Source organism: Aurantiacibacter sp. D1-12 (assembly GCF_028858515.1).
GTDB lineage: Bacteria > Pseudomonadota > Alphaproteobacteria > Sphingomonadales > Sphingomonadaceae > Alteraurantiacibacter.
Genome location: NZ_JAPJZJ010000002.1, coordinates 567428 through 580513, shown reverse-complemented (window position 1 = coordinate 580513; position 13086 = coordinate 567428). Strand labels below are relative to the sequence as shown.

The following is a 13086-nucleotide window of genomic DNA, read 5'->3' as shown; positions in this document are numbered from 1 at the left end:
AACCCTTCTCCAGCAACAAATGCGAAAGATAGGCTCCATCCTGTCCCGTCACTCCCGTTATAAGTGCTGTTTTTGCTGAACTCATTGATCTTACCTAGCTGCCGAATATTTGCTGTGGCGCTCAAGCCTATTGGCGAGCGAGATGCAAGTCGCGATGTTGTGCAGTGCAATATTTGCGACTGATGATTGGCAATTGGCTAGGCCAGACTCTAGGACCGGCAGACGAGAACCGGGAACGCCGAGGCTTTGACGTGAACATTGCGATATTCGGACTGGGATATGTCGGCTGCACAGCGGCGGGGTGCATCGCGTCGCAAGGGCACAAGGTCGTGGGTGTCGATATCCAGCAAGACAAAGTCGATGCCATAAACGCAGGGCGAAGTCCGGTGCAGGAGCCGGGGCTCGACGCGCTGATCGCCCAGGCGCAGGCCGAGGGCCTGCTATCTGCCTCGACCGAAATCGGAGGCACGCTGGAGGATTGCGATCTCGCCATCGTCTGCGTCGGCACGCCGAGCGGGCCGGATGGTGCGCATGACATGCGCCATATCGCTGATGTGACGCGCCATATTGCCGAAGCGGTGAACCCTTCGCGCCCGTTACCGCTCACGGTTGCCTATCGCTCGACGATGCGTCCGGGAGCAACCGAGGAGATGATCGCGCCGATCTTCGAGGCGGTTCTTGGCGAGCATTGGAAATCGCTCGTTGCACTTGCCTACAACCCGGAATTCCTGCGCGAAGCAACTGCCATCGCCGACTATTTCCATCCGCCGAAAATTGTTATCGGGACGCCGGACGGGGAACCGAACGGTGCGCTGGAAGCACTTTACAAAGGTTTTGACGCTCCGATTTTTCGTGTCGGCCTGCGCGAGGCGGAGCTGACCAAATTCGTCGACAACAGTTGGCATGCAACCAAGGTCGCTTTTGCCAACGAGATCGGTCGAGTGTGTCAGTCCCTTGGCATCTCGGCCAGCCAGGTTCACGAGGTTTTCGTGAGCGACACCAAGCTCAACATTTCCCCGAATTACCTCCGCCCCGGCGGCGCGTTCGGCGGGTCGTGCCTTCCCAAGGACGTTCGCGCTCTCCAGCATTTGGCATCCGACAGGGGGGTGAACGCACACCTTGTTGACGCTTTGCTGCGATCAAACGAAGCGCACAAACACCACCAGTTCATGGTGGCAACAGAAGGTCTGGCGGCAGGCGCTAAAGTGCTGCTTGTCGGCCTGTCTTTCAAGCAAGGCACCGATGACCTGCGTGAAAGCCCGGCGGTCGATATGGCGCGCAAATTGCTCGACGCAGGCTACGATCTGGACGTCTTTGATCCAGCGATCCGGCCGGAGCAGCTCGTGGGGCAAAACCTTGGTTATGCGCGCTCGCTTCTGCCGGACATGGCGGGCTTGCTGGTCGATAGGCAGGCGGCCGAGAGTCGTCTCTATGCCCGCGCTATTGTCACCAATCGGCTGATTGACACGCTCGATCTGTCGCACTGCGATGTTGTTGATGTGAGCCGCATCCGTTGACCGGCACAAGCGATCCCGTATTCGCTTTTCCCACCGAGATCGAAGGGCGGCCGCTTGCGGGCAAATCGGTGGTCATCGTGGTCGAAAATCTGCCGCTGCCGTTTGACCGGCGCGTTTGGCAGGAAGCGCGCACACTCAAAGCGGCAGGGGCGACGGTGTCGGTCATTTGCCCCACGGGGAAGGGGTATGAAAAACGCTACGAGGAAATCGAAGGCGTGCATATCCATCGCCACCCCTTGCCCATAGAGGCCGATGGCGCGCTCGGCTTTCTGCTCGAATATGGCGCTGCGTTGTTCTGGGAAACCCTGCTAACCTGGCGCATCTATTTCAGGCGGGGGATCGATGTCATCCAGGGCTGCAATCCGCCCGACCTCATCTTCCTGGTGGCTTTGCCGTTCAAGCTGCTCGGTGTGAAATACATTTTCGATCATCACGATATCAATCCCGAGCTCTACGAAGCGAAGTTTCACAAGCGCGGTTTCTTCTGGAGGTTGATGCTGCTGTTCGAGAAGCTGACTTTCAAGGCAGCCGACATCTCCATCGCCACCAACCAGAGTTACAAGGCGATTGCTGTGGAGCGCGGGGGAATGCCGGAGGGTAAGGTCTTCGTTGTGCGTTCAGGACCCGATCTGTCGCGTCTCGAACGGGTCACTCCTGTGCCGGCGCTTAAAGACGGCAAACGCTTCATGGTCGGTTATGTCGGCGTGATGGGAGAGCAGGAGGGGATCGATCTGCTAATCGAAGCTGTCGATCATCTGGTGAACCGGATGAACCGTCGCGATGTGCGTTTCGTGCTTGTGGGAGGCGGACCAAGCCTTGCAAAGCTCAAGGCAATGACGGCCGAGCTGGGACTGGAAGAGTGGATCCACTTCACCGGCCGTGCACCCGATCAGGACCTGTTCGAAGTGCTTTCCACGATGGACATTGGCGTCAACCCCGACCGCGTCAATGTGATGAATGACAAGTCCACCATGAACAAGATCATGGAGTACATGTCACTCGGCAAGGCAATGGTACAATTCGATGTGATCGAAGGGCGCTTCTCCGCGCAAGAGGCTTCTCTCTATGCGAAGCCGAATGATCCGGCGGACATGGCAGAAAAGATCGCCATCCTGCTCGACGATCCTGAACTCAGGTCGCGCATGGGCGCCTACGGCCGGCAACGGGTCGAGCGGGAACTGAACTGGACCAAGCAAATTGAGCCACTGCTCGATGCTTATTGCAATGCGCTCCAGATTCGTAGGTTGTAGCCTGCGGACACCAGCTCAACGCCTGCTGCGCCGCACGTAGAGCGCGGCGCAGATCAACACTGTCAACGTGAGACCAATGTCGATAACCCAGTTCAGCCGGATCGGGCCTGAATAGAGCAATCGGTCGGTTACATGCAGCGAAGTGATGCGCAGGCCATAAAGCGGGGCAAAGGCGCACGATGCGCAGATAGACAGAAAGGCCAGTCTGCTTCGTACAGTCATATTGCCACGTTGCCAGATGCGCAGCAGCCAGAACGCTGTGACCACTCCGGCAATGGCAACGAGGATAGTTGCAGGCAATTGCAATTGTTCGCGTTGTGCATAGGCGCCGCCTTCTCTGGCCCAGGTTCGCAAGGCGTTGCGGCTGAGCTCCTCGAAATCCGTCAGTCGCGCGATTGCCAACACAACAAAGACTGCCGCGCAGGCCAGCCACTTCTTTGTGTCACGCCGATGCGTCCTGGAGTTGCGCGCCGCACCAAGTGCACCAACGCATGCCACTGTAGCCACCATGTAAAGCAGTGCAGCTCCAAAGCTTAGCATAGACATTGTCGCGGCTCCCAATGGGTTGATCCGTGCTCAATCTTGTGACGGCCGTGGTGAATGGATTTTACCATGGGCAGGGTTGTTACGTAGAATTGCAAAGGCTATCAATTTGTCAGCGTCGGCATTTGGCAAATTGCAACAATGGAAGGCCTGGTCAAAATGGACATTGCAGCCTTTCGTTGCATGAAAACAGGCGCTCTGTCTTTGACCGCGATTCTAGCAGCATGCGCCAGTGGACAACAGGTTGCTGTCGGGCCGGTGTCGCCTGCAATATCACCCGGTATGGGCCAGGAAGGCTATTCGCAGACGCCCGCTGTCGACCATGCCGTTCGCGCCGGTGATGAGCTGCGTGTTACCGTCTTTCGGGAAGAGGCGCTATCACTCGAGTCTGTGATCGTTTCAGCAGACGGGACCATATCCTTGCCGCTAGTCGGGCCGTATCAGGCGGCCGGCAAGACAATGGCGCAAATCGAGACCGAGATTGAGGCGATACTGGGCGAGCGATATTTGCTTCGTCCTGATGTAGCCGTGAATATCCTCGATTATGGCTCACATCTGGTCACTGTGGAAGGACAGGTGACAGAACCGGGGGTTTTCCAGTTCGCGCCCGGCACAAGGCTTTCTGGCGGCATTTCGCTGGCCAACGGTCTGACCCGTGTGGCTGATCGCCGCGATGTGGCTGTGTTCCGGCAGACCGCAGAGGGCTTGCAGGTGGCACGTTTCGATTACGCTGCGGTCAGCGCTGGACGCATGATTGACCCCGTCCTCCAGCCGGGTGACCGGATCGTGGTTGGTACTGACGGATTGGCGCAGTTCTATCAGGATGCGCTGCGCGCTGTCCCTGTACTGGGGATATTCACCAATGCCGGCATCTGAGCAAAGAGGGTCTGACTCGTGAACAGTTTGACCGAGCATCCCGCCGACACGGACCCCGATTTCGATCCCTACTGGGATGCTCCGAAAGCTGCGCCGAGAGGCAATCCCTATGGTCGCGGTGGACTGATCAACTTTGGTGCAATCCGGGCGATGCTGTGGCGCCAACGATGGATTCTGGCGGGGACTATCGTGCTCGCGCTGGTATTCGCGGTGATCTTTACTTTGTTGATGACACCGATCTACGCCGCGACATCTGCCGTTCGCGTGGACCCGCAAGCGACCCAGCTGATTGAAGGGCAGGAAATCGTCGATCCGTATATCGGCGCGAACGAGATTGACCGTTATCTTCAGACATTGACGCACGAGCTAACCAGCCGGGCAATGGCGGAGAAGGTGGAGGAGTCCCTCGACCTTGCTAACAATGCGGCATTCCTGGGCTTCGAAGACGAGGCCGCGCTTACGAGTGGATTCTCGGCGAATGAGGCCGTTCGCGAAGGTATGGCGGCCGATAAGCTCCAGGGGAGCCTGGAAGTCGAAGTCCCGCTGTTGACCAGCGTGATCAATATCACCGTGAAGTCGACAGACCCGGAACTCGCTGCAGCCATCGCCAATGCTTATGCTGAGAATTTTCTTTCCAGCGATGTAGAGCGAGCGCTTGAGGCGAACTCTTATGCGTTGGAGTTTCTCGACAATCAGATCGCCGAATTGCGCGACGAACTGCAAGCCGCAGAGCGGCAAGCAATTGACTATGCGCGTGCCAATCGCCTGGTTGGCGAGCCATTGCAGGCGGAGAGCGGCGCGCAGGGCAGCGAGGCTGGGTCCGGTACGCCCAACACTCTGGCCGCTGCCAACCTGCGCGAAGTAAACCAGCGCTTCATCGCTGCCCGTGCGGCTCGCATCGCTGCAGAGCAACGCTGGCGCAATGTTTCGAACACGCCTCCGGCAGAGCTTCCGGAGGTCCAGGCGAGCGCACACGTGCAAGAGTTGCGCACACAGCTGGCACAGGCAGAGGCGCAGCTCCGCCAACTGCGCAATCGCTATCGGGATGACTATCCCGAAGTGCAGCAATTGCTGGTGCAAATCGAAACGATGCAGCGCAATGTTGCCCTCGCCGGGGCCGAGATCAAATCCGCGATCCGTGACGAGTATGACGTCGCTCGTGGTCAGGAGCAGGCGCTGGCTGCAGAGCTGGCGCGCTTGTCCGATGTGACACTGGATGAGCAGGATCGCAGGGTTCAGTTCAACCTGCTCGATCGTGAAGTTGTCGCACTGCGCAGTCAGCTTGAGTCACTGTTATCTCGCTATAACCAGATCGCCTCTGCCGCGAACCTGCAGTCCAGCAATGCAACCCTGCTCGATCGTGCGGTGGTGCCCGGTGGGCCGGTGTCGCCCAACCTGTTCCAGAACCTGATCATTGCACTGGTTCTCGCCACCGGACTTGCGATTGCACTCGCGATCCTGCGCGAGGTTCTGGATGATCGCATGCGCTCTACCGATGATGTCGAGCGTGTTCTTGGCCTCCGCGCCCTTGGTCTGACGCCGAGCGTGCAGGAGGCGGAAATCAAGGATGATATTGTCGATACTTTCAGCCACTTGAGCGAGTCCTATGCCTCCATCCGGGCAACGCTCGATTTCAGGCTCGCCAAGGACAATCTCAAGATTATCCAGTTCACCAGTAGTCAGGCCGGCGAAGGCAAGACAACCACGGCTATCGCGCTTGCCCGCCGCTATGCAATGCTGGATCGGAAGGTCTTGCTGATCGATGCCGACATGCGGCGCCCGAGCGTTTCCCGAAATCTGACAGGCGATCGCCCCGCCAAGGGTCTCATCGAGGTGCTGATGGGCGAGGCAAGTCTGGCAGACGTGCTTCTGCAGACGGGCGTTGAAGGTCTCGATGTGGTCGGGCTGGCGCGTTTGCCCAATGAGCCGGTCGAGCTGCTGTCTTCGGGTGTGCTGCCCGATTTCCTCGAAGAGCAGCGAGCTATATATGACGTGATCCTCCTCGACAGTTCGCCTGTAATGGGCATTGCCGATGCGCCGCTTCTGGCTCGCGCAGTGGATGCCACTGTCTTTGTGGTCGAAGCCAATCGCGCGCACAACGGTCAGGCGAAGGCAGCGGTCCAGCGATTGCGCGAGGTAGGCGGCAACGTGGTCGGCGCGGTTCTTACCAAGTTCCGGGCGCTGGAGGCGGCAGGTGATTACAGCTACGCCTACCAGTATTATACCTATGACCAGAGGCCGTCGTGAACGCGGCTTGAGCGGGATTGAATGAACGCGCTGCCAACTTCTTGCGCAGGAACAAGGCCTCGGATCATCCATGTATCCGGCGATTTTCCGGATCCCGTAGATGACGCGAAGACACCCGTAATCCGGTCTCATATCACTGCAACCAGAGAGCAATTTGACCACATGGTCTTTTCGCTCAATCGCACCTGGTCTGGCCCTGCCGCTTCCATCCGCACTTGTCTGCGGAGCGTCGCCGCTGGGGCAGCGATCATTTCGAGCGAGCCATTCGAACATGGTCAGGCAGTGCGATACCCGGCGCCGGCCAAGGGTATTTTCCATGCCACTTGCCTGAATAGTCTGGGCGACTGGCTCGCCAGTGAAATCGGGAAGCTTCCCCGGCCGGACCTGCTTGTTGCGCACAAGCTGACCATCGAGGGCATTGCGGTCCAGAGAGCTGCGCGCATTCTTGGCTTGCCCTTTGCGGTTTCCATCCAGGGTAATACCGACGAAAAAATTCTGGCTGCACGACCGGACTTGCGCCGCCGGTTTGCGCGAATCTTTCACGAGGCGGCGATTGTCTTTCCGTTCACGCCATGGGCAATGTCAGCAGTCGAAGCGAAACTGGGAAGGAGGCGGGGAGCCGTCCAGTTGCTTCCCGCGCCGACTGATCTGGACAGCGCGTTGGAGCCCGCGAAGGGCAATGGGACAATCGTCAGCGCCTTTCATCTGCGCAACCACAAAATCAAGAACCTTTCAGGACTGGCTGCGGCTGCGAAAGTACTGCGCGAACAGGGAGAGGATGTGGCCATCGCGATCGCCGGTGGCGGGGCTGAGAGCGAGCTTGTAGAATGCCAGCATATTGTGCGGGGCACCCGGATTTCGCTGGCCGGAAGCAAATCGAGAGAGGAAATGCCGAAATTCCTCAACCAGGCCTCTGGTTTTGTCTTGCCGTCGTTACGCGAGAGCTTTGGTGTCGTGTTTACCGAGGCGCTTTTTGCCGGACTTCCGGTGATCTATCCGGCAGGCGCGGCAATTGATGGCTATTTCGATGACTGCCCGTTCGCCATTCGTGTTGATGCCCGGGATACTGCCGCAATTGCCGCGGCAATCCGCCGGCTGTTGCAAGAGGAAGAAACGCTCAAGGCCGAAATCGCGGTGTGGCAGAAGTCGGATGCAGCCAAGAGGTTTCAGCGCCATCGAATCGCGCAAGACTTCGCCTCCGGCCTGCTTCGAGGGCTGTACGAAAGCCGGACGGTAGCATCGTGACCGGCGTCTTGTCCCTTTCAAAGCCGTCATGGCACAGCAGCTTCAAAGCAAGGTTGCCTCGCCGTCTCGTACCGGCACTTATTCTTGTGTACGCTTGCCTCTTGCCGCGGGAGCTGTCGATCGAGTTCGCTGGTGCGGCATTATTTCCCTACCGACTTACCCTTTTCATTCTCGCGCCAATTGCTGTGGCGCGACTGGCGGCGCGCCCGGTTCAACCCTCGTTTGTCGACTATGCTGCGGGGTTGGCGTCCGTCTGGTTCATTCTTTCGCTATTCGTCACGTCGTCGTTTGTGACTGCGTTTGTGACGGGATCATCGCTCGCCCTTGATTTTGGTTTCGCATATCTCGTTGGACGCGCCTTCATTCGCTCGGCCAATGATCTGCGCCTGCTCTTCCTATACGCATTGCCGGGCCTTGCCATTGTGGCCCTTGTGCTGGCCTTCGAAAGCATCTCGCACAACATATTCCTAAGGCCGTTCCTGGCAGATGTCTTGGGCAAGCCCGAACCCGTAATCTATTCCCGTATCCGTTGGGGGCTGGTGCGTGCGGTAGGACCGTTTCCGCATCCGATCCTGGGTGGAGTCTTTCTTGCAACGATGCTGCCGTTGGCCATCTTCCTGACGAACAACTGGCGGCAATGCGCCATCGCAGTGCTGGTGACTCTTTCATCACTCTTTGTGGTTAGCTCTACAGCATTGCTTGCACTGATACTGGCTGCAGCCCTGACCGGAGCCTATGCCGTTCAGCGCCTGACCCGTGTGCCCGTTTTCCTGGTGATAGCGTTCTACCTGAGCCTGCTCTACGTGGCGATTGGAGCACTATCCGAAAGCGGGCCGTTGAGCTTTTTTATCCGCTATTTCACCCTCGATGAAGGAAGCGGGTACTATCGCACGCTCATCTGGCAGTTTGCCGGGGCCGAAGCGGCGGCCAATCCGTTCTTCGGGATCGGTCTTCGTGACTGGGCCCGGCCGGGCTGGATGGGTGACTCGGTCGATTCCTACTGGCTCGTCCTCTCTATGCGCTACGGCATCCCGTCTGCGCTGGCGAGCGCAGTAGTGATGGCCGGCACCATCGGCCTTCTGGCCAGCACCGGGAAGCATCGTTCAAGCCGCGACCAGCATGTCGCCGTGGCGCTGGCGATCCTGTTGTTCACGGTCATGTTTTCCGGCCTATCCGTGCACATCTGGGAAGGCCTGCACATATGGGTGATCATGCTCTGCGGCGCGAGTGTCACCTTCGCCAAGGAATATCGGTCTGCTGTCGCAGGAGACCGCGCATGAGCAATGATATTGCCCTGCTGACCAAGACATACCGGCGTGACCTGGCGGCCTTCACCGATCTGTGCAGCTCGATCGACCGGCTCATGCCTGACGTGACCCATTATGTTCTGGTCGATTCCGGTGACCGGGTGATCTTTGCGCGGTTTGCCAGCGATCGGCGCATCATCCTCGATTGCGCGGAGTTGCTGCCGGCCTTTCGTGAGCTCAACTTGTTTGGTCGACGCGTGTGGTGGCACGCGCCCTTCCACGTTGTCCGTGGCTGGATCTATCAGCAACTAGCCAAAGTTCAGGCCGTCGCCGGGCTAAACGAGCAGGCGGTTGTCCTCGTCGATTCCGATGTCGAATTCATACGCCAGCTTGATGCAGGGGGGGTCATACGGGAGGGGAAGGTCGCGCTGTACCATCAGCCCGGAGCGCCTTCAGGACCAGAAGATCAGTCACCCAAATGGCATGACATTGCCAGCGAAGCGCTGGGGCTGCCCAAGCGCGGATACACAGGCAGTGACTATATCTCGACCGTTATAGCCTGGTCGCCGGAAGTCGTTCGGGCGATGCTGCAAGAGATAGAGCGCGTCCATCACCGCCCATGGTACAATGTGCTGCTCCGGCATTTCCGCTTCTCGGAATGTGTCCTTTACGGGATCTTTTGCGACCATGTGAGCGGAGCTCATCAGGAGAAGGTTGCGCATACGCAGGGTGCGCTTTGCCATTGGTCTTGGAGTTATGATCTGTCGCAACCTGCCGGCAGGGCGCGCTATGTCGAAGACTTTGGTTCGGATAAGGTCGCTGCGCTGATCCAGTCCAATCTTGGCCTTCCCGACGCCATTCGAAAGGGCATTATTGCGCAGGTCAGAGCCAAGGTGGCTGCGGATGACTGATCGGCCAGACATCAGCATCCTGATCGTTGGCTTCAATTCCAAACGCTACCTTGAAGCATTGATTGCATCGATCAGTCCTGCCGCGCCTCACACGCCGCATGAGGTGCTGTTTGTAAACAATGGGTGCGATGGTTCGGAGCGAATTGTAGAAGAGCTCGACCCTTCAATTCACATCCTTCCCTCAAAAGGGAACGTAGGGTTTGCCGCTGCCAACAACTATCTTGCCGGTTCGGCGCGTGGGCAATGGCTGGTGCTGGTCAACCCGGATACGGAGCTGGAGCGGGGTGCGCTCGATGCACTCATGCAGAGCGCTAGATCGATATCCTCCAACACAATACTCGGCGGAGTTGCTGTTGATGCCAATGGGGAAGCGCTTCGCCAAGCTCAGATCCGGTTCCCGTCTCTGGCGACCGTCGCGGCCGGGGCTTTCGGGTGGTCGCCCCCTGCATTGGATTTGCAGCAGCAGGCTGCGATCCAGGTGGATGCTGTCAGCGGAGGCTTTCTGATGATCGCGCGCGAAGCGTGGGATCGCCTTGGCGGGATGGATGCAAGCTTCTTTCTCTACGCGGAGGAATTGGACCTGTGCTGGCGGCACAGGGCTGCGGGAGGCAGGGTCGAGCTCGTCCCGGCGAGCCGGTTCCGTCATGATGTGGGCAGTGGAGACCCGCACTCGCCGCAGCGGACACTGTATTCGCTGCGCGGAATCGCGCACTTCTACAGGAAGCATCACTCCGTTCCATACGCGTGGGGTCTGATTGCATTGCACTGGCTTTCTTGCGCGACCAGACTTCTGGCAGGGGGCGTGGCCTCCGCCCTCGGCTGGAAGCGCCATCGACTTTTGCGAGCGTTCTGGCGTCCGGCACTATGCCCATGGCTTTGGATGAGCGGTTATTCTCCAAAAAGTGCCAAAGCGGTTATTTAAACTTTCCTACACAAACCAATCATGATCTCTGGGCGCTCGATTCGCAACAACGAGGCTCCCAATGACCAACGATCCCTTCGCACAGTTCGCCCAAAGCCCGGTTGCGCCGGCCGAATACTGCTTTGCCATCACTCCAGCTGACGCAGTTGACCTGCCGCGTGTCACCAAGGCGCTTTATGTCGGTGAAGGCGGTGATGTAATGCTTGTACCCGTCGACAACGATGCGCCCATTCTGTTTCGCAATGTGCCCACGGGCAGCATTCTCGACGTTCGCACGCGATCAGTTTCCGCCACCGGCACAACCGCCGGCGATATCGTGGGCCTTTCCTGATGATCGGGTTCGGCTTTGGCACCCGCCGCAGCAAGAAGGGAGGGGTAGGTAGTCCTGCAATCGCGACAATCGCGCCTTCGGCCACTTGGACGGGTACTGCGGGTAGCGGCTTTGCCAGCGCGCCCAGCGATCCGCAGCGGACAACAGCAAAGCCGGCCATGCAACTGATGGTCCCGCCGAATCAGTTCTTCACCGATCAATTGACTGTGGGTGTTATGGCTATGGCGAACGATGCCGGTTCGCTGATGAACGCTTTGGGCCTCGAGAAAGTCATCGTGTATTGTGAAGGCGCCAGCCACGATATTACCCAGCCTGTACTCCGCACTTTCAACGATGCCAATGGCCGGCCGGTGACCTATCTGGGCTGGTGGATCACACTGACCCATCCGGGCCAGAACGGTGAGGCCCAGGTCTACTTCGAAGCCGTGCCGCGCGATCCTGCCATGCAGGCTCGTGTCATCGGGCCCTACAGCTTCTTCCCCGAGAGCCAGCTGCATGACTACGAGATTGAAGTCGCCGCATCGCAGCCGGTGCTGACAGGCCAGAGATACCAGACGATTCAGGATGCCGTATCGTGGGTGCGGAACCAGTCACCGCGCAACCCTCTGATCACCATCACCGAAGGCGGAACCTATGATTGGCGCGCGATAGGCGGCGGGTACGAGGGCGATGGCTATCTGACCGTAGCCGCGACGCAGCCCGTTTTCATTATTGCGACCCAGCTAGGCTATCTGCGCATCCAGTATGACGGTGTTCGCTTCCAGGGCGAGAACATAACGTTCGATGCCAGCCAGTTGTCGCAAGTCTATCACGAGAACCCGAACCAGAGGCAGCACTGGTTTGACGGATGCCGTTTTGTCGATGCCAGGCCAAGGGTTACTCTTGAGAACGGTAATGTGAAGTACTTCCTCTCGATGTCGCGCGACAGCGCATACTTCACCGAGGTGTACGTGGAAGGGATCAACGATGCCGCCAACGGGGCCTCGCTCGTGCGGGGTTGCACCTTCAAGCGCGGATTCCGCGATGTCTTTACCGGTGCCCGGCTGGCAATCGGCAACACGATCGAGGACTGGACCAGCGGAGAGTTCCGCACGTCGGTCGATGCGCTAAGCGTCAGCTATTCAGGCAGTGCCGCGACAGCTACTCTTGAAATATCCGGCCTGAACAACACTGCGGACCGGATCGTCACCATGAAGACAGATGGCGCAGTCGTGGGCACATTCACGATTGATCGAAACGATCCCTCCAGCGGCTTCTACTGGGTCAGCGATCTTGTTGCCTACATCAACACTCTGTCAGAATGGCAGGCCACATTGCTGGACGACAGCCGCCGCGCCGCTGTTCTCAATGGCAATGCCCTGGCACCGAGCGATGTCAAATCTGGTCCGCTGACGATCACAGCCTGGTTCGATCATCATGCCGACCTGTGGCAGAGCATTTCCAACCCCACCGAGAACGTGATCATCTGGGGCAATGCCGGCTTCCGGCTCGGTTTGCAGAACCTCGCCATCGGAGCGCATCCCTATCGCGACTTTTTCTTCATCAACAATGCGCTTCACTCCTCCGAAACCGACTATGACTTCGGCTTGCTGATCAACCAGCTCGGTGGCGTGCAGAGCCACGTGGTGGCGGCTCACAACAGCTTCCCTAATCAAGCTGTAAAGCTGCGTACCGACATGACCGGTGTGCAGGAGTATGATCCTGATACCTATTGCCTGATGGCTGCCAATGTCTTTCAGGCCATGGCATGGGGTGATGAAGCGGATGCAGATCTGCTGTTGAGCAGCAACCATCTGCATGCCGGATCGAGCGATCCCGCTGGAGCAGTGACAACTACTCTCGGCGGCGATGCAAGCGACCTGTTCGCGGATCCCGGCGAGGGTGATTTCACACCGCAAGGCGCTTTGCGCAGCAGCCGTGCGGAGCCTTTCGTTCTGCACGATTTGAACGGCGCAAAGCGGAGCGCGAATTCCACCAAGGGAGCCGTGAGATAACAG

The 13086-nt window shown here is 58.5% G+C and carries 12 protein-coding genes; 10 read left to right on the top strand and 2 right to left on the bottom strand.

Annotation, left to right across the window (positions count from 1 at the left end):
• Positions 1-85, bottom strand: an 85-nt coding sequence (locus tag OOZ52_RS12830; protein WP_342454944.1) for a GDP-mannose 4,6-dehydratase, incomplete at its 3' end; no start/stop codon positions are given.
• Positions 86-182: 97 nt separating this feature from the next.
• Between OOZ52_RS12830 and OOZ52_RS06950 the strand changes: the two genes are divergently transcribed.
• Both OOZ52_RS06950 and OOZ52_RS06945 read left to right on the top strand, forming a co-directional pair.
• Entirely contained in the window at positions 183-1517 is a 1335-nt protein-coding gene (locus OOZ52_RS06950; RefSeq protein WP_274697775.1) for a nucleotide sugar dehydrogenase, read from the top strand.
• The gene (locus OOZ52_RS06945; RefSeq protein WP_274697774.1) at positions 1514-2767 is read left to right on the top strand and encodes a glycosyltransferase family 4 protein; all 1254 of its coding nucleotides are present in this window, start codon (positions 1514-1516) and stop codon (positions 2765-2767) included. The genes OOZ52_RS06950 and OOZ52_RS06945 overlap by 4 nt, the downstream gene beginning before the upstream one ends.
• A gap of 15 nt (positions 2768-2782) precedes the next feature.
• On the opposite strand, the gene OOZ52_RS06940 is transcribed toward OOZ52_RS06945, so the two are convergent.
• Positions 2783-3313 carry a hypothetical protein gene (locus OOZ52_RS06940; protein WP_274697773.1) on the bottom strand — a complete coding sequence of 177 codons (531 nt, stop codon included), beginning with the start codon at positions 3311-3313 and terminating at the stop codon, positions 2783-2785.
• A gap of 279 nt (positions 3314-3592) precedes the next feature.
• Here OOZ52_RS06940 and OOZ52_RS06935 point away from each other — a divergent pair, with 279 nt between their 5' ends.
• The 8 genes from OOZ52_RS06935 (at position 3593) to OOZ52_RS06900 (ending at position 13083) form a co-directional block, all read left to right on the top strand.
• The gene (locus tag OOZ52_RS06935; protein ID WP_274697772.1) at positions 3593-4186 is read left to right on the top strand and encodes a polysaccharide biosynthesis/export family protein; all 594 of its coding nucleotides are present in this window, start codon (positions 3593-3595) and stop codon (positions 4184-4186) included.
• 18 nt (positions 4187-4204) lie between these two features.
• A complete protein-coding gene (locus tag OOZ52_RS06930; protein ID WP_274697771.1) occupies positions 4205-6433 on the top strand; it encodes a GumC family protein in 2229 nt (742 codons plus the stop codon).
• A gap of 162 nt (positions 6434-6595) precedes the next feature.
• Complete coding sequence (locus tag OOZ52_RS06925) at positions 6596-7678, top strand: glycosyltransferase (RefSeq protein WP_274697770.1); 1083 nt, start codon at positions 6596-6598, stop codon at positions 7676-7678.
• A 290-nt stretch (positions 7679-7968) separates the two neighbouring features.
• Positions 7969-8958 carry a hypothetical protein gene (locus tag OOZ52_RS06920; RefSeq protein WP_274697769.1) on the top strand — a complete coding sequence of 330 codons (990 nt, stop codon included), beginning with the start codon at positions 7969-7971 and terminating at the stop codon, positions 8956-8958.
• Positions 8955-9836 carry a DUF6492 family protein gene (locus tag OOZ52_RS06915; protein ID WP_274697768.1) on the top strand — a complete coding sequence of 294 codons (882 nt, stop codon included), beginning with the start codon at positions 8955-8957 and terminating at the stop codon, positions 9834-9836. The genes OOZ52_RS06920 and OOZ52_RS06915 overlap by 4 nt, the downstream gene beginning before the upstream one ends.
• Positions 9829-10758, top strand: a complete 930-nt coding sequence (locus tag OOZ52_RS06910) for a glycosyltransferase family 2 protein (protein WP_274697767.1) — start codon at positions 9829-9831, stop codon at positions 10756-10758. The genes OOZ52_RS06915 and OOZ52_RS06910 overlap by 8 nt, the downstream gene beginning before the upstream one ends.
• Positions 10759-10819: 61 nt before the next feature.
• On the top strand, positions 10820-11089 hold the full coding sequence (locus tag OOZ52_RS06905; RefSeq protein ID WP_274697766.1) for a spike base protein, RCAP_Rcc01079 family: 270 nt from the start codon (positions 10820-10822) through the stop codon (positions 11087-11089).
• The gene (locus OOZ52_RS06900) at positions 11089-13083 is read left to right on the top strand and encodes a hypothetical protein (RefSeq protein ID WP_274697765.1); all 1995 of its coding nucleotides are present in this window, start codon (positions 11089-11091) and stop codon (positions 13081-13083) included. The genes OOZ52_RS06905 and OOZ52_RS06900 overlap by 1 nt, the downstream gene beginning before the upstream one ends.
• Positions 13084-13086: the final 3 nt, after the last annotated feature.